This window comes from uncultured Rhodospira sp. (genome assembly GCF_937138205.1).
Classification (GTDB): Bacteria; Pseudomonadota; Alphaproteobacteria; order Rhodospirillales; family Rhodospirillaceae; genus Rhodospira.
The window spans coordinates 25,884-46,341 of the sequence record NZ_CAKZOT010000006.1; the positions used below are offsets into that span (position 1 = coordinate 25,884).

Below are 20,458 nucleotides of genomic sequence, written 5' to 3' on the forward strand. Positions count from 1 at the left end.
GCCAGAGACCGCACTCTGCTCTTTCCTCCGCCGGCGGGTTGTCGTCGGCGCGCAGCGTCGGACGAGGCGGTTCCGGGCGCGAGTGCAACGCCAGCCAGGCCGCCGCACCGGCTCGGGCCGGCCCTGCGCTCGCGGACTTGACAGCCGCGCCCGGGGGTTGGCAGGTAGCCTCATCTCCCGCCCCGCCTTTTCCGCGACGAACAAGGACCCGCCATGTTCATTCCCTTGCGCACCACCGAGCCCTCGCACCGGCTGTTCACGCCGCACGCCGATTACAAGATGGCGCGGAGCCAGCCCATCGTGCCGCTCGCCCGGACCGAGGTGCCCCGCGCGGTGCTGGCGTTTCCGATCGCCTTTCAGGCCACCGCCGAAGGCGCGTCCCTGGTGGCGGTCATGGGCCTGACCACCGAACGCAACCTGTTCGTCACCGCTGACAACCGGTGGGCCGGCGCCTATGTCCCGGCCATCTTTCGCGGCTACCCGTTCGCGCTGGGCAACACCGAGGACGGCCGCCAGGTGGTCTGCATTGACGAGGACAGCGGATGCCTACGCGAGGGTCCGGGCGCAAAGCCCCTGTTCGACGAGAACGATCAGCCGGCCCCGTTCCTGCGCGAGATCATGGGGTTCCTGCAGCAACTGGCCCGTGACCGGCAGGCCACGATGGCGGGGGTCGCCACCCTGGAAAAACATGGCCTGCTGGAGGCGTGGCCGATCACCATCAAGGCCGGCGAAAGGGAAACCAACGTCACCGGTCTGCTGCGCATCAACGAAAGCGCGCTGAACGCCCTCGAACCGGCCGCGCTGGCCGAGGTCCGCGACGCCGGCGCCCTGCCGATCGCCTATGGGCAGTTGTACTCGATGGGCCACCTGCGCCTGTTGGGCAAGATGGCGGAAGCGCACGCCAAGGCCGCCGAGCAGATGCAGCAGAAGATGCACGAGAACGCGTCCATGTTCCGCGACGACGACATCTCGTTCAACTTCGACTGATCCCCTCTGTCGCCCGTGTCTCGATGGCGTCCCACAGCGGGGCCTCCAGGCGCGGCCCGCCCAGGCGGGCAATCTCCTGCAGGCCGGTCGGCGAGGTCACGTTGATCTCGGTCAGATAATCGCCGATCACGTCGATGCCGACGAAGACCAGGCCGCGCGCCCGCAACTCCGGGCCGATGGTGGCGCAGATCTCGCGGTCGCGCGGGGTCAACTGCGTCTCCACCGGGCGGCCGCCGACGTGCATGTTGGAGCGCGCCTCGCCCGCCGCCGGAATGCGGTTGATGGCCCCCATGGCCTCGCCGTCCACCAGGATGATGCGCTTGTCGCCGGCGCGGATCTCGGGCAGGTAGCGCTGGACCATCAGCGGCTCGCGTGAGATGGACGCGAACATCTCCAGCAGGGCGCCCAGGTTCTCGTCGTCCGGCTTCAGGTGGAACACACCGGCGCCGCCGTTGCCGAACAGCGGCTTGATGATGATGTCCTTGTGCTCGGCGCGGAAGTCCTTGATCTCCGCCACGTCGGCGCTGATCAGCGTCGGCGGCATCAGGTCGGGCCAGCGGCACACGAACAGCTTTTCCGGCGCGCCCCTCACCTCGGCCGGGTCGTTGACCACCAGGGTCCGGGGGTGGATATGCTCCAGGATGTGCGTGGCGGTGATGTAGCTCATGTCGAACGGCGGGTCCTGGCGCATCATCACCACGTCCACCGTCGACAGATCGAGGGTTTGCGGGTCCCCAAGCGTGAAGTGCCCGCCCACGTGCCGCCGCACGGTCAGCGGCCGGGCGCGCGCCAGCACGCGGCCGTCGCGAAAGGACAGGTCACGCGGCAGGTAGTGCCACAGGCGATGGCCGCGCGCCTGCGCCTCCAGCGCCAGCACGAAGGTGCTGTCGGCATTGATGTCGATGGTCTCGATGGGGTCCATCTGAAAGGCGACGGACAGGGACATGGGAGGGGCCTCCGAGAGAACAGCGCACGGGCGCCGGATCGTATCGCCGCCCGCGCGGCCTGTCATGCGGAACCCTCGGGCTCCGCTTGTACCTTCTGACGTCTGGCGGGAGTACAACTCCCGCCCGGCTGACGTCTGGCGGGAGTGGTACTCCCGCCCGGAACCGATTCCAGAATAACCTGAGGGAGAACGGGGAACCCCATTTCCATGATCGTCCTTGCGCAAAACTAACCCAGAGGGTTACGTTGGGGTATGGAAAGCGGCCCGCTGGTGACCATCGTCGAGACGCGCGCCTTCATCTCCCGTGCGGCGGACCTGATGGATGAGGACGACCGCGACGCCCTAAAAACGATGCTGGCGGCAGACCCCGAATGCGGCGCGGTGATGCGCGGAACCGGCGGGGTTCGCAAGGTACGGGTGGCCCTGCAAGGGCGCGGCAAGAGCGGCGGAGCGCGGGTGGTCTACTACTACCGGAACGAGGCCATGCCGCTGTTCCTGTTGACCGTCTTCGCCAAGAACGAGAAGGACAACCTGTCCCGTGCCGAGCGAAACGACCTGGCGGCGCTGGTTCAGGTGCTCGTGGACACGTATGGGAAACGACCATGACCAAGGCTTTCGAGGCGATCCGCGACGGGTTGGAAGACGCCATTGCTTATGGCCAGGGCGACGCAACCCGCGCACGCGAGACGGTGGTTGAGGCCGAGCGGGCGGACGTGGCCGCGATTCGCGCGCGCCTGGGCATGAGCCAGCCCGCCTTTGCCGGGGCCTTGTCCGTGTCGCTGTCCACGGTCCGCAAGTGGGAACAGGGGCAGCGCGTTCCGAGCGGCGCGGCGCGGGTGCTGTTGCGCGTCATGGAGCGGGAACCGGACGCGGTGCGCCGCGCCCTGGGGCGGTAACAACCGCAATCCGGATGCAACCGCCATTCAGCAAGCAGGGCCGGCCGGGCTGTCGGTGGACGGGCATCTCGGGTGCCGAGAGCAGATCGTGAACAATCTGAATCACCTCGTGTTTCAGATTGTTCACGTGAATCTGCTCTAAATCAAATAGTTAGGGCGGTGTTGAACCCCCAGCCGGCCGGACGACTGGACCCCTCACCACACCGATCCGGCGGTCTCCTTGGCCCAGGTCCAGGCCTGATCGGTCGCCTTGTCCATCCGGACCACCTTGGCCGAGACGTACTTGCCCACATTGAGGGGCTCGTACAGGGTCTCGCAACCCGAGGCGGAACACTTCAGGTTGGCGCTCCCCTTGAACGAATCGCCGCCCACACGGAAGTAGTCGCAGCCATAGACCGTGCAGCCCGTCAGGCCGGCAATGGTGGTCAGCGTCTTCGGCTCCTTGCCCATGCTGCAGGCGAGGAAGTAGATCGCGCCGTCGGCCGCCATGCGCCGACCCAGCCGCAGGAACAACGGCCGGAAGTCCGGCTTGCCGTCCTTGCTGCTCGGCACCGAATCCACCTCGCTGGGGCCCAGCGCCGTGCGGCCGATGTGCATCCCGCCCGACCAGCCGTGGCCGACGAAATGCAGGCTGTCGATGCGCCGTTGGCGTTTGAACGACCACTTGATGGCGGCGTCGATCATGCGTTGGCCGTCGGTCATTTCCAGGATATCGACGGCGTAGTCGTCTTCGGTGGCCGAGTTCCAGGCGGCGCGGTAGCCCAGCCGGATCTGGTTGCTCCACTGGTAGACGTCGAAGGCGCTTTCCCGGGGATTGACGCAGTACACTTCGTACGGCACGGGCACTCTCCATCGGCTGCAACCGCTTGACGCTGCCAGCCGGTGGTCCGGGGTCTCAACCACAAACCGGATGCGGGAAACGGCCGGACGGTGGTGGTGTCCACCGTTAGTCCGCGTTTGCGCTCGCCTTCTCCTCCCACCCCCCGCGCTCGGTCTGTTGCCAGTAGTGCAGGGTGTGTCCGCCGTCGCGCGCCGCCGTCCAGCGCGTCCGCGCCGCCGCCACGGCGGTCTCGTCGCGGCCGTCGAACAGGTCCAGCACGCGGTCCCAGGCGGCCGGATCGGCCACCGTCATGCCCTCGGTCAGCACCGCCAGCGTGGCGTCGTTGGGGCGTTCCTCCTGGTCGCTCAACCAGATCGGCTGGTGCTCGGCATAGCCATCGTCGCGGCAGCCGTGCGGCAGCCAGCTGTTGGGGTCGAACGTCCACAGCAGGGTGTTGAGCGCGCGCACCCGGTCCATCGAGGCGGCCAGGACCAGCGCCCGCGCCCCGCTGGCATAGGCCCGGGTCAGCAGCCGAGGCAAGGCGCGCTCCAGCGGCCAGTGGTACAGGTGGTAGAAATCGACGCGCGCCATGGGGTCAGGCCGGCCCGGTTGAGGGTGGGGGGGAACGCCCCACCTATACCGCATCCAGGTCGAGAACGAACGGGTAGAAGCGCAGCCCCCGGTCCGTGCGCGCCTCCGCCTCCAGCGGCCGGAATCCCAGGCGGGCGTAGAACCCGCGCGCGTAGGGCGTGGCGCGCACCCGGATCGTCCGCGCGGACGGTGCCTCGGCTCGCAGCCGCCGCAGCGTCTCCACCAGTAGGCGCCGCCCGAGACCACGTCCCTGCCGGTCGCCGTGAACGTAGAGCAGCGTCAGGTAGCCATCCCGGTGCATCTCGCACACGCCCAGAATGGCGCCGTGCCGCTCGGCGACGGTCACGACGCTGCCGGCCTCAAGGCGCGCGCGCAGGGCCGGGGCGGCCACGAAGTCGCCGAACACGCGGTGCCCTTCGGGCGTGTTGTCGATGGCGTTGAAGGTGTCGTACTGGCTCAGCAGGAAATCGCGCATCGGCCCGACGTCGGCCGTGGTCGCCGGCCGCAGGAGAATGCCGTCGCGCGGGACGGCGCGGCGGGTCTCCGGCCTCGGGGTGTGTGCGAACGGACGCGGCGGGGCGGCCAGACTCATGACCGGACACGGTCCCAGGCAGGGGGTGGGCGAGGGGAGCGGCCCTCAGGCAGTGCTTGTCTGCCCTCCGCCGCGCGGTTAGGAAGGACGGGATCGGTCGCGGCCCGCTCCCACGGCCCCATCATAGCCGATCCATTGGTTTAAGAACATTTGATAAGCCGGCTTTTTCAAACAACAGTTCCAATGACGGACCGTTGCCCGTGCGCCTCCCGCCCTCGGCCCACCGCCTTGCCCACGCGCTCCGCCGCCACGCCGCCTGGGCGCGCCGGCGGCCGATGGTGGCGGTCAGCCTGTGGGTGGCCGTCCTCAGTGCCGTGGCCATGGCCGGACTCGACCGGTCCCTGGCGCTGTGGCTGAAGGCGCAGGTTCAGGGCGAGTGGAAGGGCTTCTGGTCCGTGGTCACCGAGCTCGGCTCCGCCCTGTACTGGTACGTGCTGGGGCTGGCCGCATGGGGCTGGAGCCACGCCCGCAGCACCAGCGCCCTGACCAACGCGACCTGGGCGCGCTGGCGCGATATCGCCCGCGCTTGGCTGGCGTTCCTGCTGGCCCTGGCGGCCACCGGCTTGGTGGTGACGGTGCTGAAGCACCTGGTCGGCCGGCTGCGCCCGGTGAAGCTGTTCCGCGAGGAAGCGTACGGGTTCGACCCTCTGGCGTTCGAGGCGGCGGCGGCCAGTTTCCCCTCCGGGCACTCCCAGACCATCTGGGCGGCCATGACCATGCTGATGGTCATGTTCCCGCGCCACTGGCCGGCGTGGGTCGGCATCGGCGTGCTGGTGGCGTCGAGTCGCCTGTTCGTGACCGTGCACTTCCTGTCGGACGTGCTGGTGGGCAGCCTGATCGGCATCCTCGGTGCCCTGCTGGTCGCCCGCTGGGCGGCGCGGCGCGGCTGGACGCTGCGGATCGGCAAGGCGCGGTAGGCCCCCCGACCGGCCGAAACTGGTGCCGCCGACCAACGCGCCGCATCTATAATGCCGGCCGACGAATGAACTGACTTCATTCGTCGGCCGGTATGAGACCGACCCCTGGCCCCGGTCACGCCGGGCTTGATCCGAGACGCCGCGCCCGCGACGATCAGACCCGTCTTTCGCCCCGATCCACCGGACCACCGATGACCGATCCCGACACCGCCGCCGCCGCCACCGCCCCCGACCGCCTGTTTCTGGTCGACGGTTCGGGCTACATCTTCCGCGCCTACCACAGCCTGCCGCCGATGACGCGGCCGGACGGCACGCCGGTGAATGCCGTCTACGGCTTCACCACCATGCTGATGAAACTGCTGGCCGACATGGACGCCGAGCGCGTGGCCGTCATCTTTGACAAGGGCCGACGCACCTTCCGCAACGACATTCACGAGGCTTACAAGGGCCACCGGCCGGAGGCGCCCGAGGATCTGGTGCCGCAGTTCCCGATCATCCGCGAGGCGGTGCGGGCCTTCAACGTCGCCTGCGTCGAGATGGAGGGCTTCGAGGCCGACGACCTGATCGCCACCTATGCCAAACAGGCGCGGGCGAAGGGCATCGACGTCACCATCGTGTCGTCCGACAAGGACCTGATGCAGCTCGTGCGCGACGGCGTGGCGCTGTTCGACCCAATGAAGAACCGTCCCATCGGTCCCAAACAAGTGCGCGAGAAGTTCGGCGTCGGCCCCGACCGGGTGGTCGACGTGCAGGCGCTGGCCGGCGATTCGTCCGACAACGTGCCGGGCGTGCCGGGCATCGGCGTCAAGACGGCGGCGCAGTTGATCGAGGAGTACGGCGACCTCGACTCCCTGCTGGCCCGCGCCGGGGAGATCAAACAGCCCAAGCGGCGCCAGCACCTGACCGAGTACGCCGACCAGGCGCGCCTGTCGCGCGACCTCGTGCTGTTGCGCGACGATGTGGATGTGCCGGAGCCGCTGGAGGGCTTCGACGTGCGCCAGCCCGACCCGGAGACCCTGCGCGCCTTTCTGGTGCAGAACGGCTTCAAGTCGGTGCTGGCGCGGATCGAGGGCGACCTGATCCCCAAGCCCGGCGACGGGTCTGGCGCGGCCGTCGATCCGGTGGCCGAGGCAACATCGGCCGAAGCCGCGTATGAGCTGGTCCAGGACAGCGACGCGCTACGCCGCTGGGTGGCCGAGGCGCGCGAGGCCGGCGTGGTGGCCATCGACACCGAGACCGACGCCCTGTCGGCCATGCGCGGCGGGCTGGTGGGGATTTCCCTGGCCACGGCGCCGGGGCGGGCGTGCTACATCCCGCTGGCGCACACGGGCGGCGGCGAGGGCCAGCTTGACCTGGGCGGCACGGCGGAGACACCGCGCCAGATTGCCCTTGACGCCTGCGTGGCGGACCTGACGGACCTGCTGCGCAACCCCGGCGTCCTGAAGGTCGGGCACAACATCAAGTACGACCTGCACGTGCTGGCCCGCGTCGGCCTGGAGGTCTCGCCCATCGACGACACCATGGTGCTGTCGTACGTGCTGGACGGGACACGGCTGGGCCAGGGCACGCACGGCCTGGACGACCTCGCCCAGCGCCACTTCGGGCACACCATGATCGCCTTCAAGGACGTGTGCGGCTCCGGCAAGAGCCAGATCACGTTCGACAAGGTCTCATTGGACACGGCCCTGGACTACGCCGCCGAGGACGCCGACTACACGCTGCGCCTGCACCGGCTGCTCAAGCCACGCCTGATCGACGAGCGCATGGTGGCGGTCTACGAGACCCTGGACCGGCCGATGGTGCCGCTGCTGACGGCCATGGAGCGCGCCGGGATCAAGGTGGACCCGGCGGTGCTGCGGGACCTGTCCAAGACCTTCGCCCACCGCATCGGCGACCTGGAGGACGAGGTTCACCGCCTGGCCGGCCATCCGTTCAACATCGGCTCGCCCAAGCAACTCGGCGAAGTGTTGTTCGACGAGATGGGCCTGCAGGCCGGCCGCAAGAGCAGCAAGACCGGCGCCAAATCCACCGGCGCCGACGTGCTGGAGGACCTGGCCGCCCAGGGCCACGACCTGCCGGCGCGGGTGCTGGACTGGCGCCAGTTCTCCAAGCTCAAGAGCACCTACACCGATGCCCTGGTCGAGGACATCAACCCGGAGACGGGGCGCGTGCACACCACGTTCGGGCTGACGGGCACGTCGACGGGGCGGCTGTCCTCCAACGACCCGAACCTGCAGAACATCCCCATCCGCACCGAGGAGGGCCGGCGCATCCGCGAGGCCTTCGTCGCCGAGCCGGGGCACGTGCTGCTGTCGGCGGACTATTCGCAGATCGAACTGCGGCTGGTGGCCCACGTGGCCGACATCAAGGCGCTGAAGGAGGCCTTCCACCACGGCGCCGACATTCACGCCATCACCGCCAGCCGCATGTTCGGCCAGCCGGTCGAGGGCATGGACCCGATGCTGCGCCGCCGCGCCAAGGCCATCAACTTCGGCATCGTCTACGGCATTTCGGCGTTCGGGCTGGGCCGGCAGTTGTCGATCCCGCGCGGCGAGGCGCAACGGTTCATCGACGCCTATTTCAAGGAATTCCCGGAGATCCTGGATTACATGGAGGCCACCAAGGCCGAGGCGCGAACCTATGGGTTTGTGCGCACCCTGTTCGGCCGCAAGTGCTGGGCGCCGGGGATCAACGACAAGAACCCCAACGCGCGCGGCCTGGCCGAACGCGCGGCCATCAACGCGCCCATCCAGGGGGGCGCGGCGGACATCATCAAGCGCGCCATGGTGAAACTGCCCGACGCCCTGGCCGAGGCGGGGCTGGCGGCGCGCCTGCTGCTGCAGGTTCACGACGAACTGATCCTGGAGGTGCCGGAGGGGGAGGCCGAGGCAACGGCGGGGTTGGTGCGGAAGGTCATGGAGAGCGCCGCGTCGCTCTCCGTGCCGCTGGTGGTGGATACGGGGGTGGCCGCGAATTGGGCCGGGGCGCATTGAGAGTGTGTCAGTCCGCCGGTCTGTCGCCCAAAGCGTGCCGGAGCGTGGCCCGTACGGCATCGGCGTCATGGGATGACACGGCGCCGATCCGCCGAACAATCAACACCGCGTCCAGGGTGAACAGCTTCAGACGAACGATGCACGGCACCGTTAGCCCCGCCGCCTGCCAGTTTGCCAACCGCACGTCGCTGGGCCACGGATGACCGGTGGCCGAGGTAATCATCGCCAAGATGGTCTGGTCGTGCGCGGAGTTGAAGGGAGCGGAGGACAGCACCAGCGCCGGGCGCCGTTTGGTGGCGGCGCGATCCGTGAAGGGAAACGGCACGACGACCACGTCGAACGGCTCAAAGGTCACGCCACGCCGCCTCGTCCTCGGTTGAGGCCCATTCGCTCAGCATGTCGGAGACACCGCACAGATACAGGTCGTCGCCCGGCACCTTGCGCAGCACGATCCGGTCCCCCTCGACCGAAAACACGAGCGTGTCTCCGTCCCGCAGGCCCACGGCCTCGCGGATTGCCTTGGGAATGGTGGTGCGGCCACTGGCCGCGAGGCGGGCGTGTTCCATCATCACCGGTCCAGCGAGCATGTGTCTAAGAAGGTAGACGGAAGGCTTCCCCTCGGCAAGGACTTGGGGCGCAACCCGTCCACGATCCCGTTGACGGCAGCGCCCGACGGAAAGACCTTGTTCCGCGTCGCGCCTTGGCCACGCTGCGCGCGGAGCCTGACGTGGTGGCCGTCGCCCTGCTCCAGGTGACGGCGCCGGGCCGATCCGTGCGTGTCAACATCACCATGGACGAGGGTCTGCTGGCCCGCCTCGACATCGCCGCCGCGCGGCGCGGGGCCAGCCGATCCGGCCTGCTCGCCAAGTTGGTGGCGCGTGGTCTTTGATCCGCCCCACCACGGCGGGTGCGCATTGAGGGAAGGCTGCGCGCCGCGCGAGGTTGGTGCTATGGTCGCTGGCCTGCGCGACGCCCTGGGACCACGAACGGACGCCCGGCCCTGATGACCCCGACCACCGCCCCCGACGACCCCGCCCCCGACCGCCTCGTTTCCGGCCATGCCCGGCCGGAGGACGCGGGCGATGTTTCGTTGCGTCCCCGCACCTTTGATGACTTCATCGGCCAGCGGCTGGCCTGCGAGAACCTGCGGGTGTTCGTCCAGGCGGCGCGCGGGCGCGGCGACGCCATGGACCACGTGCTGCTGCACGGCCCGCCGGGCCTGGGCAAGACCACGCTGGCGCAGATCATCGCCCGCGAGTTGGGCGTCGGCTTCCGCGCCACCGCCGGGCCGATGATCGCCAAGGCCGGGGATCTGGCCGCCATCCTGACCAACCTGGACCAGGGCGACGTCCTGTTCATCGACGAAATCCACCGCCTCAATCCCGCCATAGAGGAAGTGTTGTATCCGGCGATGGAGGACTTCCAGCTCGACCTGATCATCGGCGAGGGGCCGGCGGCCCGGTCGGTGCGGATCGACCTGAAGCCCTTCACCCTGGTGGGCGCGACCACCCGCTCCGGGCTGCTGACCACGCCCCTGCGGGACCGCTTCGGTATTCCGGTGCGCCTGAACTTCTACGATCCCGAGGACCTGGAGGTGATCGTGCGCCGTGGCGCCGAGAAGCTGGGCCTGAGTCTCACCCCGGACGGCGCGCGCGAGATCGCCACCCGCGCACGCGGCACCCCGCGCGTGGCCGGGCGCCTGCTGCGCCGCGTGCGCGACTTCGCCGCCGTGGCCGGCCGCGCCCGGGTGGACCGCGTGGCCACCGACGCCGCGCTGCAACGGCTGGAGGTGGACGCGCTCGGCCTGGACGCCATGGACCGGCGCTACCTGGACTGCATCGTGCGCCACCACGGCGGCGGGCCGGTCGGCGTCGAGACCCTGGCCGCCGCCTTGTCCGAGGCGCGGGATACCCTGGAAGAGGTGATCGAGCCGTTCCTGATCCAGCAGGGCCTGATCCAGCGCACCCCGCGCGGCCGCCTCGTCAGCGACGGCGGCTATCGCCACCTGGGCCAGAGCCCGCCGCCGCGCCGCGACGCGCGGCAACCCGATCTGCTGGACGACGCGGGGGAGGACACGGCGCCGTGACCGCCATCGCCATGCAAAACGATCCACAGCCGCACACGGGCGTCATCGTTGGCGGCCTGCATGTCTTTCCCGTGCGCGTGTACTACGAGGACACGGACGCCGGCGGCATCGTCTACCACGCCGGCTATTTCCGCTTCGCCGAGCGGGCGCGCACCGAGATGATGCGCCACTTCGGCCTGGGCCATCAGGACCTGATGGTCGAATCCGGGGTCGCCTTCGCCGTCGCCCATTGCGAGGCGACGTTTCACCGCCCGGCGCTGCTGGACGACCTGTTGATGGTCGAAACCCGCCTGACGGAGGTGGGCGGCGCCACCATGCGGCTGACGCAGGATATCCGCCGCGATGCCCAGCGCCTCGTGGACGTTCGGCTGCGGCTGGCCATGGTCACCGGGCAGGGCCGGCCCGGCCGCATTCCGGAAGGCTTGCGCCGGGCGTTGCGGACCCATATGACGAGCCGGCCGCTCAACCACCCCCATCCCCCCGGGGACGACCCCCCGGATTCGTGACGGACGGACCATGGACACGCTGATCCTCGATCTCTCACACGCGCTCGGGTCCGCCCTCGGCGGGTTCGCGCACACCCTGCCGACCGGTGCCTTTGACCTGGCGCAGGTCGAACCCCCCGCGCCGGACGCGGCTCCCGTCGCCCCGGCCGGGCGCGAGGCCCTGCCCGGCGCCCCCGGCGGCGACGCCCTGGGCGTGCTGGACGGCGGACCGGCCGCGCCCATGGCGGGTCCGGGGGCCGGGCTGGCGGCCACCAAGCTGGACCCCGTTAGCCTGTTCTGGCAGGCCGATCCCATCGTCAAGGGGGTGATGCTGCTGCTGGCGCTGGCCTCGGTGTGGTCCTGGGCCATCATCGTCGACAAGCTTTTCCGGCTGCGGAACCTGTTCTCCCGCGCCAACAGCTTCGAGGATCGGTTCTGGTCGGGCGGCTCGCTGGACGACCTGTACGACCGCTTGGGGCCGAACCCGCGCGACCCCATGACCTCGCTGTTCCTGGCCGCCATGCGCGAATGGCGCCGGGCCACCGGGCGCGAGGGCGGTGGCGGCCTGTCGGCCAGCCTGTCGCAGCGCATCGACCGCGTCATGCAGATCACCATGAGCCGCGAGCTGGAGGGGCTGGAACGCCGCCTGGGCTTTCTGGCGTCCACCGGCGCCGTCGCACCGTTCGTCGGCCTGTTCGGCACCGTCTGGGGCATCATGAACAGCTTCCACGCCATCGGCGCGTCCAAGGACACCAGCCTGGCCACGGTCGCCCCAGGCATCGCCGAGGCCCTGTTCGCCACCGCCATCGGCCTGGTGGCGGCCATCCCGGCGGTGGTGGCCTACAACAAGCTGTCGACCGAGATCGACCGCTACGCGCGCCGGCTGGAGGCCTTCGCCGGCGAGTTCAGCGCCATCCTGTCGCGCCAGATCGAGGAACGGACGGGCCAGAAAAGCTCGGCGGACTGAGACCAACCCGACCGCGAACGACCCCGAGAGACCCGAAAGACCCGAAAGAAAGGACTCCATCGCCATGGGGGCCAGCCTGCAACCCCGAAGCGGCGGCGGAGGGCGCCGCCGCCGCCAGCCGATGAGCGAGATCAACGTCACGCCGATGGTCGACGTGATGCTGGTGTTGCTGGTCATCTTCATGGTGACGGCGCCGCTGCTGGTGACCGGCGTCGACGTGGAACTGCCGCGCGCCTCCAGCCCCAGCCTGGACCAGGACAACACCGCCCTGACGGTGACGGTGCAGGGCGACGGGCGCGTCTTCCTCAACCAGACGGAGGTCCCGCTGGACGCCCTGGGCGCCCGCATGGACGCCATCACCGGCGCCAACCCGGAGGCCCGCGTCTACGTGCGCGGCGACGAGGGCGTGGCCTATGGCCGCGTCATGGCCGCCATGGGCACGCTGTACGACGCCGGTTATCGCCGGGTGGCGCTGATCACGCGGCCGCCGGGCGGGGGCACGGCCGGCGGGCGGGCCCCCAGCGCGCCCCCCAGCGCGTCCCCCAGCGCACCCCAATGACGGCCGCGCGGATCGGGTGAGTCCATCATGTCCCGGGGTTTGCTGATCTCCGTTGTGATGCATGTGGCGATCATCCTGATCGCCTGGCTGGGGCTGCCCCGAGTGCTGCGCGAACCGCCGGAGCGCCAGCCGCTGCTGGTGGAACTGGTGGAGATCGGCGAGGAAACGACGTCGGTCACCCCGGAGCCGACGCCGCCGACCCCCGAGCCGGAGCCCGAGCCCGAGCCTGAACCCGAACCACCACCTCCGCCCGAGGCGCCGCCACCGCCTCCCGCGCCCGAGCCCGAACCTGTGCCCGAACCGGAGCCAGAGCCTGAACCGGAGCCTACGCCACCGGAACCGGAACCGGCGCCCCCGTCGCCTGAGCCCGAACCGGAACCCGAGCCCGAGCCGGAGCCGGAGCCTGAACCTGAACCGGAGCCGGAGCCCGAACCGGAACCCGAGCCGGAACCGGAGCCGGAGCCTGAACCTGAACCGGAGCCGGAGCAGGTCGCCGCGCCGCAGCCGCCCGTGCCGGACGCCAAGCCGGTCGCCCCGCCGCGCCCGGAGCGTCCGGCGCCGCAGACCGCCGCGCGGCCGGACCCGGTGCCGGCGGAGGACAGTTCCGACGCCGTGGTGGATTCGATGCTGCGCGACCTGCTCGGCGACTCCGCGCCGGCCCCGGCCTCGAACACCGGCGGACGCCTGTCCGACCGGCAGACCATGACGCAGCTTGACGCCTACAAGAAGCGCATCGCCGACCACGTGCGCGCCAACTGGCGCTTCAACCCGGGAGGCCGCGACGTGCTCACCATGTCGGTCGAGATCCGCGTGCGGGTGCAGCCGGACGGGACCGTGGTGGGCGTGCAGATCCTGGGCGGCAGCGGTGCCTATGGCAGCGATCCGTTTTTCACCGCGTTCGCCGAGTCGGCCCGGCGGGCGGTGCAGATGTCCAGCCCGCTGCCCATCCCGCGCGAGTTCTATAACTACTTCAACGACTTCACGTTTGTGTTCACACCGCAGTAGGGCGGTGCCGAATGGACGGTCGTGATTCTCGAGGCTGAATAGTGCGGTGCTAAACAATGCGCTCAAAAGCGATTCTTCGCTTGGCTAATGCGTGGTGGCGCGGTGCCATAGTGGCATGTTCGTGCGCGAGAAGACCATAAACGGGTACACCTGCCACTATCTCGCGTAGAACGTGGGAGAGGGAAAGCGCACGCGTCAACGGACCATCTAGAACCTGGGCCGCAAGGACGCCGTGCTGGCCAACCGCGATCTGGACCGCCTGCTGGCCTCCATCGGCCGGGTCTCGGAACGCGCCGCGATCCTGTGGCGCATCGAGGTGGGCGATAGTTCCGGGCTGCGATGCCGACGCATCGGCCCGCCGCTGCTGTTCGGCCGCCTGTGGGAGGAGATCGGCTGCCGGGCGGTGATCGAAGACGCCCTGGCCTCGCGCGGGTTCGAGGCCCGGGTCGAACGCGCCGTGTTCACCGCCGTTCTGCACCGGATCATGGTGTCCGGCTCGGACCGGGCCTGTGAGCAGTGGATGGACGACACCGACATCCCGGGCGTAGGCGGGCTGGCCCTGCATCACGTCTACCGCGCCGTGGCCTGGCTGGGCAAGGCGCTGCCCGATGACCGCCAGGCCATCGTCGAGGGTCTGGAGAAGCAACTGGCCAGGGGCGACAAGGCGCTGGTCGGCAGCGCGGGCTAACGGCGGTATCTACGCAAGCCCCGACGCCAGGGCAAGGACGGTCCGGAGGAGACCAGGGGGCCCGTCTTCGAGATCGATGCCGGCACGCTGGCCGACGAGGTTCGCTATGGCGGCCTCTTCGTGCTGCGCACCAATGCCCGCCTCTCTCCGGTCCAGGCCATGATGCGGTATCGCGATCTGCTCCAGATCGAGACCGTGTTTCGCACCGCCAAGGCGCTGATGCACACCCGACCCAGCCATCATTCCTCCGACGCCACCACCTGAGCCCTGGAAACGACCCGCCAAAGCCGAAGAGCGCGCGCCTGACAGGTGCGGGCGCGGCCCATATGCGCTAGCATTGGATTTCTGGCGGCAGAACGCGCGTCCGACCGTCTCACGGCGATCGTCGATCGCCCGCACCGGTTGTTTCGTTGATCAAGAGGATGTGACGACGCGTGGCGTCGCGTGTCGTTGGCTCGTGTTATGGGCGGGGGAGTCCGCTGCCTGCGGGAGGAAGCCATGCCGACTCGTTTTGCCGAAATGCGCACCAATGACGGCTTTGACGGCCGGGCCACGCCGCCCTGGCAGATGGTGCCGCTCAATGGCACCAAGACCGTCAAGCTGATGGACGGCCGGGGGCTGACCGTGACCTCCAGCAACCCGCCGATCGCCTCCGTGGAAGAGGTGCCCATGTGCTTCGCCGACGGCCATCGCGAGTTCCGCATTCGCGGCCGCCGGGTGGGGACCACCAGCATCCTCGCGAAACAGGGCGGCACGTTGCGGGCGCGCCTCGATATCGCCGTCAAGCGCAAGAAGACCGTGACGGTCGCCTTCAACTTCGTCAGTGACACCGCCGGACACAGGACCTCGCGCGGCACGAACGCTGTCGATGGCTGGGTGCGCACCATGAACGGCATCTTCACGCCCCAGATCAATGTCGAAATCACGAAGAAGAGCGTGCGGACCGTCCGGGTCAACAAGAACCTGGGTTCGGTGATCCGCTTCTCCAGCCATCTGCCCGGCGTCTCGGCCGCCCACCATGAATGGGACGACGTTATCGCCTTGCGCGACAACTCGGCCGACTTCAATTTCTTTTTGGTTTGGGAATACGAACAGGACGCCACCCCGGGCACCGACAACGCCGATGCCGGCGCCCTGGGGGCCAACTGCCTTTTCGAGGACGCGGCCGGCGCCGAGGTGGCCGAGACCATGGCGCACGAGACCGGGCACTTCCTGGGCGAGAGCGACTACTACAACGCCGCCGACCGGCCCTTCCTCATGTACGGGTATACCGACTCACGCGGCCGCAAGATCCCGAAGGCCCATGCCAATACCATGAACCCGTAGTGGGGCGCCGGGCGCCGGTCTAGTCCGATCCAGCCCCGGAACGCCCTGTTTTTCCAACGGGTTAGAGGGATGTGCCATGCTCGGTCTGCCCGCATTTGAACGGCCCGGGTCGGCGCGGCGGCGGTCCAGTGTGCGCGCTGTGATGGCGCTGGCCCTGACCCTTTGCTGCACGACCGCAGTGGACGCCCTGGCGGGCGGCCCTGGTGACGAGGGGAGAGAGAACATGACCACCGAGATCATGCCCGGCGCGGGCGGCCTGACCGAGGCCGTCGCCGCCGCTCGGGGCGGGGACTGGCAGCCGCTGAACGCCGTGTCGGCCGAGCCCGAGGCGATTGTCGCCGCGTTGGCCCCGCTGGCCGAGGATCCCGACGCGGGGCTTCGGCTCGGCCTGGTCCAGTACCTGGCCGGCTTGGGCGACTCGGCCGCCGCGCCCCTGCTGGTCCGTTTGCTGGGCGACGCGGAACCGGAAGTCCAGTCGCGGGCGGCGGCCGCGTTGTATGACCTGCCGTTGCCCGGCGCAGCCCTGGACGCGGAACCCGGCGCCGCCGAGGCCCTGATGGCCGCCGCGTCCGACAGGCCTTTGACCGCCGCCGAACTGCTGCTGCTCGGCTATGTCGAGGACCCCGGGGCCGAGGCAATGTTGCGCGGCGTCGACGCGGGCGCGGCCGTGAAGCTGCGCCCCTGGCATCGCCCCGTGCCGGCGACCCTGGCGGGGGACGTGGCGCTGTCACGGCGCGGCGACGCGGCCGCGCGCGATCGGCTGTTGCAGCGCCAGCCCGACGGTCCGACGGAGGAGTTGGTCTTCCTGCTGTCGGTGCTGCGCGATGTTGATGCGCCGCCGGTCCTGCATCACCTGGCGGCCCTCACCCTGGGGGACGATCGCACGATCGACCTGGGCGTGCCCAGCGGCGCCAGCCCGAAACGCCGGGTGTGCGATCTGGCCGTGGATGCCTTCACCGCGCGCCTGGACCTCGACCTGCCGTTCGCGCTCGACCCCGCCGGGCGTTACGACGAGGCGCAGCGTCAAGCGGTGCGCGACGCCATACGCGGGTCGATCCCACGGTAGGGAGTCGGCGGCGGCGGGACGGACGAGTCCGTTTCGTCGCCGACCAGCCTCGGTGTCTGTCCGCAAAGCCCTGATCGGTACCACGGGCGGCGTTCGTTTTGGGGCCGCACACAATATATTGCGGTCTTAGAGACTTTCCGGACGATCTCTCAGACGTTGATCGCGCGCCGGTAGACCTCCAGCAGTTCGTCCTGCTCGGCGAGGTCGTCGCGGTCCATTTTGCGCAGGCGCACGATCTGGCGCATGATCTTCGTGTCGAACCCGGCCGCTTTGGCTTCCGCGTACACGTCCTTGATATCGTTCTGGAGGTTGCTTTTTTCTTCCTCCAGGTTTTCGATACGCTCGATAAACGATCGCAGTTGATCGGCGGCGATGCCGCCGACGTCGGACGAGTCGGTCTGGGGTGTGGTCTCGCTCATAGGGTCCTCTGCTACCAAAGGGCGTCGTGGCGGCCCGGGAGGAGGGGATCCTAGCGCAGTCCGCGTCCCGGGAAAACGACGACCGCAAAAAGACGATCGCGAACAAGTGCCGGCACCGGCACGGGACAGCCGAAAAGGCCGCCCACACAGGGAGGAAAAAACCATGCCCCTACGGACCATCGGGCCGCGACCATGACGCGCGCGCCCGTCACCGAGAGCCGAGCCGCTGAGGCCGTTGTGGCGACCGAGCGGCGCATCCCCCTCGGCCCGGGTGGCCCCACCGTCTACCTGCGCGGCAAACGGCCGGCGCGGCGCGACAGCGGTCTGTCGCCCGTGCTGTGCGTGCATGGGGCGACCTTTCCCGGCCACGCGGTGTTCGATCTGGCGCTCGATGGCCTGTCGTGGCTGGACGTTCTGGCCTTGAACGGGGTTCAAGCCTGGTGCGTGGACCTGCCGGGATACGGGCTGTCCGACCGTCCGCCGGCCATGGACGCGCCGGCGCCCGTGAACGCGCCCGTGACACACACCAGCGAGGGCGTCGCCGCCGTCGCCGCCGCGCGCGACGCCGTGCTGGCGGAGACGGGCCACGCGTCGCTGACGCTGCTGGGCTGGTCCTGGGGCACGACCCTGTGTGCCTCGGTGGCGGCGCGCGAGCCGGCGCTGGTGGACCGGCTGGTCCTGTTCGGACCGCAGTGGCTGCACGACACGCTGACCCTGCTGGCCCCCGGCTCGACGGCCATCGGTGCCTATCGTCTGGTGACGATGGAGGCGGCGCGACTCCGCCGTCTGCGCGGCGTGCCGGAGGCGGAACGCGCCGGCCTGGTGAGCGAGGCCTGGCTTGATGCCTGGGAGCAGGCCCTGCTGGACAGCGATCCGACGTCCCGTGGGCGCACGCCGCCGGCTATCCGCGCCCCGAACGGCACGATCCAGGACGCGCTGGATCACTGGTGCGTCGGCGCCGTGCCGTATGACCCCCGGGCCATCCGCGCCCCGACGCTTTTGGTGGTGGGAGAGTGGGACCGGGAAACGACGCTCGACCAGGCGCGCGGGCTGTTCGAAACCCTTGGCGGCACGAGCGTCCGCAGGCTGGTGGTGCTGGGGCGCGCCGGCCACTGGGCGATGCTGGACCGCCGCCGGTTCGAGCTGTTTGCCATCGTGCAGACGTTCCTGGAGGAGCGATTCGCCGAGGCGGCGCTATTCCGCCGATAACGACCCCTGGCCCGGCCAGGCCGTGGGAGTCATCTTCGTGGGCTGTTCGGCGCTGGCGTAGTTCGCCAGATCGTGCTTCGGCCGCGCGTGGCCCAGGGTTTCACCGGTGGCGCGGTAGAAGGCTAGCTCGGCGATGTTTGTGGCCTGGTCGCCGATCCGCTCCAGGTTCTTGGCCACGAACAGCAGATGGCTGCACTGCCCGATGTCGCGCGGGTCCTCCATCATGTACGTCAGCAGTTCCCGGAACAGGCTGGAGTGGACGTTGTCGACCTCCACATCGGCCTGCCAGACGGCGCGGGCGGCCTCGGTATCGCGTTCCAGATAGGCGCGCATCGCCTGCGCCAGAAGCTCGCCCACCATGCGGCCCATGCGCTGCACGGACGCACCGCTGCGGCCCGGCGGCGCGGTGTGCTCGACGATGCCGCGTCGGGCGACGCCGGCGACGTAGTCCCCGGCCCGCTCCAGCATGGTGGCGCAGCGCAGCCCGGCGACGATGCTGCGCAGGTCGTCGGCCACCGGCTGTCGCAAGGCCAGCAGGCGCACCGCCGCCTCGTTCAGGCTGGTCTCGAGGGCGTCGATCTCGCTGTCCGCCGCCGATACGATGCTGGCGGCGTCGCGATCGCGCGCGGCGAGCGCGGCCAGGGCGTCGGTCAGGCCATCGCCGACGCGCCGGCCCATCTCGGCCAGGGTGGCATCGAGCCCGACGAGTTCGCCGTCGAAGGCCCGGACGGTGTGGGGATCGGACGCGGTCGAGGGGGAGTTCGTCATGGCGGCTGTATCCGGCGTGGACCCGAAGGGAGGGCGGTCAGGCGGAGGCGGATCGCACGGGGGATGGATTCCAATGTCATCCGTATACCAGACAGGTCGGAGCGTTTCAAAAAGATTGCATACGCACGATGGAGACGGCGTCCGTGCGGCGACGCGGTTTGGGATCGCGTTTGTGGTGGCAGGGCGGCACGCTTTTTCATGCCCGTACGTATATTGCCAGAGGCGGCGGTGCCTGCTACTAAATCTGGGTATTCGACGGTGGGAAACGCCATGACCATCCGACCCAATGATGAGCTTCTCGCGACAGCCAATCGTACCAGATTCCATACGATTTTGGCTGACCCGCCATGGCGTTTCGTGAATAGAACCGGGAAAATGGCTCCCGAGCACCGCAGACTCAGCCGGTATGCGACAATGGAGCTTCCCGAGATAAAGGCTCTGCCGGTTTCCGATATTGTAGCGGAGCCCGCACACCTATACCTATGGGTGCCGAACGCCCTTCTGCCAGAGGGGTTGGATGTCATGAAATCTTGGGGCTTCGAGTATAAGTCAAACCTAATATGGCATAAGGTGCGTCAAGACGGTGGTTCTGACGGACGCGGCGTTGGATTCTATTTTCGAAACGTAACAGAGTTGGTGCTTTTTGGGGTTCGAGGCAAGAACGCGCGGACACTTGCTCCAGGTCGGCGGCAGGTGAATCTTGTAGCTTCGCAGAAGCGCGAGCATAGTCGCAAGCCCGATGAAATATACGACCTTATAGAGTCATGCAGTCCTGGGCCATTCCTTGAGCTGTTTGCCCGTGATACGCGAAAGGGTTGGGTCGGTTGGGGTAATCAATCGGAATGCTACGAAATTACCTGGAAAACATACGCCCATCATAGCCGAATCCCGGTGACGGCAGCGGAGTGAGTACAATCCCATATTTTCTTATCCCAACCGACGAAAAGGTTGACCGGTCTTGGCGGCCTGCCATCAAGCCAAGGCTCGAGAAGGCTCATTCCCTCGGCTCGCTTCGCTCGCTCGGGATGACAGATGTGGTTGTTTCATATGCTGCCTCATGCGTGCCTGCATTGCCTGCCCTCGGCCCTCTGTGCCAACGATCATGAGACAGCTGCCCCCCACACGTTTAGACTTGAGG

Annotated in this window: 25 protein-coding genes; 17 read left to right on the forward strand and 8 right to left on the reverse strand. The window is 68.8% G+C overall.

What is annotated here, in order from left to right; translation table 11 throughout:
* Positions 1-213 precede the first annotated feature (213 nt).
* Positions 214-987, forward strand: a complete 774-nt coding sequence (locus Q0309_RS01080; RefSeq protein ID WP_299436447.1) for a SapC family protein — start codon at positions 214-216, stop codon at positions 985-987.
* Here Q0309_RS01080 and gshB read toward each other — a convergent pair.
* Positions 974-1,933, reverse strand: coding sequence for a glutathione synthase (gene gshB, locus Q0309_RS01085; protein ID WP_299436450.1), 960 nt, complete (start codon positions 1,931-1,933; stop codon positions 974-976). The genes Q0309_RS01080 and gshB overlap by 14 nt on opposite strands.
* 252 nt (positions 1,934-2,185) lie before the next feature.
* Here gshB and Q0309_RS01090 point away from each other — a divergent pair, with 252 nt between their 5' ends.
* Entirely contained in the window at positions 2,186-2,539 is a 354-nt protein-coding gene (locus Q0309_RS01090) for a type II toxin-antitoxin system RelE/ParE family toxin (protein ID WP_299436453.1), read from the forward strand.
* The gene (locus Q0309_RS01095) at positions 2,536-2,829 is read left to right on the forward strand and encodes a helix-turn-helix domain-containing protein (RefSeq protein WP_299436456.1); all 294 of its coding nucleotides are present in this window, start codon (positions 2,536-2,538) and stop codon (positions 2,827-2,829) included. Before Q0309_RS01090 ends, Q0309_RS01095 begins: the two co-directional genes overlap by 4 nt.
* A gap of 195 nt (positions 2,830-3,024) precedes the next feature.
* Here Q0309_RS01095 and Q0309_RS01100 read toward each other — a convergent pair whose 3' ends face one another.
* From Q0309_RS01100 to Q0309_RS01110, 3 genes are all read right to left on the reverse strand, one after another.
* Complete coding sequence (locus Q0309_RS01100; RefSeq protein WP_299436459.1) at positions 3,025-3,669, reverse strand: DUF4347 domain-containing protein; 645 nt, start codon at positions 3,667-3,669, stop codon at positions 3,025-3,027.
* Positions 3,670-3,775: 106 nt separating this feature from the next.
* Positions 3,776-4,240 carry a DNA polymerase III subunit chi gene (locus Q0309_RS01105; protein ID WP_299436461.1) on the reverse strand — a complete coding sequence of 155 codons (465 nt, stop codon included), beginning with the start codon at positions 4,238-4,240 and terminating at the stop codon, positions 3,776-3,778.
* A 43-nt stretch (positions 4,241-4,283) separates the two neighbouring features.
* Complete coding sequence (locus Q0309_RS01110; RefSeq protein WP_299436464.1) at positions 4,284-4,832, reverse strand: GNAT family N-acetyltransferase; 549 nt, start codon at positions 4,830-4,832, stop codon at positions 4,284-4,286.
* A 200-nt stretch (positions 4,833-5,032) separates the two neighbouring features.
* Between Q0309_RS01110 and Q0309_RS01115 the strand changes: the two genes are divergently transcribed.
* Positions 5,033-5,749, forward strand: coding sequence for a phosphatase PAP2 family protein (locus Q0309_RS01115; RefSeq protein ID WP_299436467.1), 717 nt, complete (start codon positions 5,033-5,035; stop codon positions 5,747-5,749).
* 191 nt (positions 5,750-5,940) lie between these two features.
* A complete protein-coding gene (gene polA / locus Q0309_RS01120) occupies positions 5,941-8,742 on the forward strand; it encodes a DNA polymerase I (protein WP_299436470.1) in 2,802 nt (933 codons plus the stop codon).
* 7 nt (positions 8,743-8,749) lie between these two features.
* Here polA and Q0309_RS01125 read toward each other — a convergent pair whose 3' ends face one another.
* Together Q0309_RS01125 and Q0309_RS01130 are read right to left on the reverse strand one after the other, a co-directional pair.
* Entirely contained in the window at positions 8,750-9,097 is a 348-nt protein-coding gene (locus tag Q0309_RS01125; RefSeq protein WP_299436473.1) for a type II toxin-antitoxin system PemK/MazF family toxin, read from the reverse strand.
* Positions 9,087-9,311: an AbrB/MazE/SpoVT family DNA-binding domain-containing protein gene (locus Q0309_RS01130; RefSeq protein ID WP_299436476.1), complete on the reverse strand. Its 225-nt coding sequence runs from the start codon at positions 9,309-9,311 to the stop codon at positions 9,087-9,089. Before Q0309_RS01130 ends, Q0309_RS01125 begins: the two co-directional genes overlap by 11 nt.
* Positions 9,312-9,469: 158 nt before the next feature.
* Here Q0309_RS01130 and Q0309_RS01135 point away from each other — a divergent pair, with 158 nt between their 5' ends.
* The 10 genes from Q0309_RS01135 (at position 9,470) to Q0309_RS01180 (ending at position 16,924) form a co-directional block, all read left to right on the forward strand.
* Positions 9,470-9,631 (forward strand): type II toxin-antitoxin system HicB family antitoxin, encoded by a 162-nt coding sequence (locus Q0309_RS01135; protein ID WP_299436479.1) that lies wholly within the window; start codon positions 9,470-9,472, stop codon positions 9,629-9,631.
* Positions 9,632-9,745: 114 nt separating this feature from the next.
* Positions 9,746-10,828, forward strand: a complete 1,083-nt coding sequence (gene ruvB, locus Q0309_RS01140; RefSeq protein WP_299436481.1) for a Holliday junction branch migration DNA helicase RuvB — start codon at positions 9,746-9,748, stop codon at positions 10,826-10,828.
* A complete protein-coding gene (locus tag Q0309_RS01145) occupies positions 10,825-11,334 on the forward strand; it encodes a YbgC/FadM family acyl-CoA thioesterase (protein WP_299436484.1) in 510 nt (169 codons plus the stop codon). Before ruvB ends, Q0309_RS01145 begins: the two co-directional genes overlap by 4 nt.
* A 10-nt stretch (positions 11,335-11,344) precedes the next feature.
* Complete coding sequence (gene tolQ / locus Q0309_RS01150) at positions 11,345-12,280, forward strand: protein TolQ (protein WP_366940538.1); 936 nt, start codon at positions 11,345-11,347, stop codon at positions 12,278-12,280.
* A gap of 64 nt (positions 12,281-12,344) precedes the next feature.
* On the forward strand, positions 12,345-12,839 hold the full coding sequence (locus tag Q0309_RS01155; protein ID WP_299436487.1) for a biopolymer transporter ExbD: 495 nt from the start codon (positions 12,345-12,347) through the stop codon (positions 12,837-12,839).
* Positions 12,840-12,866: 27 nt separating this feature from the next.
* Complete coding sequence (locus Q0309_RS01160; RefSeq protein ID WP_299436490.1) at positions 12,867-13,844, forward strand: TonB C-terminal domain-containing protein; 978 nt, start codon at positions 12,867-12,869, stop codon at positions 13,842-13,844.
* Between the two features lie 232 nt (positions 13,845-14,076).
* Positions 14,077-14,532 (forward strand): hypothetical protein, encoded by a 456-nt coding sequence (locus Q0309_RS01165; RefSeq protein WP_299436493.1) that lies wholly within the window; start codon positions 14,077-14,079, stop codon positions 14,530-14,532.
* A 120-nt stretch (positions 14,533-14,652) separates the two neighbouring features.
* The gene (locus Q0309_RS01170; RefSeq protein ID WP_299436496.1) at positions 14,653-14,796 is read left to right on the forward strand and encodes a hypothetical protein; all 144 of its coding nucleotides are present in this window, start codon (positions 14,653-14,655) and stop codon (positions 14,794-14,796) included.
* A gap of 234 nt (positions 14,797-15,030) precedes the next feature.
* Positions 15,031-15,858, forward strand: a complete 828-nt coding sequence (locus Q0309_RS01175) for a hypothetical protein (RefSeq protein ID WP_299436499.1) — start codon at positions 15,031-15,033, stop codon at positions 15,856-15,858.
* A gap of 76 nt (positions 15,859-15,934) precedes the next feature.
* Positions 15,935-16,924: a HEAT repeat domain-containing protein gene (locus tag Q0309_RS01180; RefSeq protein ID WP_299436502.1), complete on the forward strand. Its 990-nt coding sequence runs from the start codon at positions 15,935-15,937 to the stop codon at positions 16,922-16,924.
* A gap of 149 nt (positions 16,925-17,073) precedes the next feature.
* On the opposite strand, the gene Q0309_RS01185 is transcribed toward Q0309_RS01180, so the two are convergent.
* Positions 17,074-17,343, reverse strand: coding sequence for a DUF2312 domain-containing protein (locus Q0309_RS01185; RefSeq protein WP_299436505.1), 270 nt, complete (start codon positions 17,341-17,343; stop codon positions 17,074-17,076).
* A gap of 192 nt (positions 17,344-17,535) precedes the next feature.
* Here Q0309_RS01185 and Q0309_RS01190 point away from each other — a divergent pair, with 192 nt between their 5' ends.
* Positions 17,536-18,552 carry an alpha/beta hydrolase gene (locus Q0309_RS01190; RefSeq protein WP_299436508.1) on the forward strand — a complete coding sequence of 339 codons (1,017 nt, stop codon included), beginning with the start codon at positions 17,536-17,538 and terminating at the stop codon, positions 18,550-18,552.
* Here Q0309_RS01190 and phoU read toward each other — a convergent pair.
* Positions 18,538-19,320, reverse strand: coding sequence for a phosphate signaling complex protein PhoU (gene phoU, locus Q0309_RS01195; protein ID WP_299436511.1), 783 nt, complete (start codon positions 19,318-19,320; stop codon positions 18,538-18,540). The genes Q0309_RS01190 and phoU overlap by 15 nt on opposite strands.
* A gap of 270 nt (positions 19,321-19,590) precedes the next feature.
* Here phoU and Q0309_RS01200 point away from each other — a divergent pair, with 270 nt between their 5' ends.
* Positions 19,591-20,229: an MT-A70 family methyltransferase gene (locus Q0309_RS01200; protein WP_299436514.1), complete on the forward strand. Its 639-nt coding sequence runs from the start codon at positions 19,591-19,593 to the stop codon at positions 20,227-20,229.
* Positions 20,230-20,458: the final 229 nt, after the last annotated feature.

Coding starts and splice junctions, on each gene's coding strand:
- Q0309_RS01095 (WP_299436456.1), top strand. CDS start 2,536: ATGACCAAGGCTTTCGAGGCGATCCGCGACGGGTTGGAAGACGCCATT.
- Q0309_RS01155 (WP_299436487.1), top strand. CDS start 12,345: ATGGGGGCCAGCCTGCAACCCCGAAGCGGCGGCGGAGGGCGCCGCCGC.
- gshB (WP_299436450.1), bottom strand. CDS start 1,933: ATGTCCCTGTCCGTCGCCTTTCAGATGGACCCCATCGAGACCATCGAC.
- tolQ (WP_366940538.1), top strand. CDS start 11,345: ATGGACACGCTGATCCTCGATCTCTCACACGCGCTCGGGTCCGCCCTC.
- Q0309_RS01160 (WP_299436490.1), top strand. CDS start 12,867: ATGTCCCGGGGTTTGCTGATCTCCGTTGTGATGCATGTGGCGATCATC.
- polA (WP_299436470.1), top strand. CDS start 5,941: ATGACCGATCCCGACACCGCCGCCGCCGCCACCGCCCCCGACCGCCTG.
- Q0309_RS01190 (WP_299436508.1), top strand. CDS start 17,536: ATGACGCGCGCGCCCGTCACCGAGAGCCGAGCCGCTGAGGCCGTTGTG.
- Q0309_RS01105 (WP_299436461.1), bottom strand. CDS start 4,240: ATGGCGCGCGTCGATTTCTACCACCTGTACCACTGGCCGCTGGAGCGC.
- ruvB (WP_299436481.1), top strand. CDS start 9,746: ATGACCCCGACCACCGCCCCCGACGACCCCGCCCCCGACCGCCTCGTT.
- Q0309_RS01110 (WP_299436464.1), bottom strand. CDS start 4,832: ATGAGTCTGGCCGCCCCGCCGCGTCCGTTCGCACACACCCCGAGGCCG.
- Q0309_RS01180 (WP_299436502.1), top strand. CDS start 15,935: ATGCTCGGTCTGCCCGCATTTGAACGGCCCGGGTCGGCGCGGCGGCGG.
- Q0309_RS01080 (WP_299436447.1), top strand. CDS start 214: ATGTTCATTCCCTTGCGCACCACCGAGCCCTCGCACCGGCTGTTCACG.
- Q0309_RS01130 (WP_299436476.1), bottom strand. CDS start 9,311: ATGATGGAACACGCCCGCCTCGCGGCCAGTGGCCGCACCACCATTCCC.
- Q0309_RS01185 (WP_299436505.1), bottom strand. CDS start 17,343: ATGAGCGAGACCACACCCCAGACCGACTCGTCCGACGTCGGCGGCATC.
- Q0309_RS01090 (WP_299436453.1), top strand. CDS start 2,186: ATGGAAAGCGGCCCGCTGGTGACCATCGTCGAGACGCGCGCCTTCATC.
- phoU (WP_299436511.1), bottom strand. CDS start 19,320: ATGACGAACTCCCCCTCGACCGCGTCCGATCCCCACACCGTCCGGGCC.
- Q0309_RS01175 (WP_299436499.1), top strand. CDS start 15,031: ATGCCGACTCGTTTTGCCGAAATGCGCACCAATGACGGCTTTGACGGC.
- Q0309_RS01200 (WP_299436514.1), top strand. CDS start 19,591: ATGACCATCCGACCCAATGATGAGCTTCTCGCGACAGCCAATCGTACC.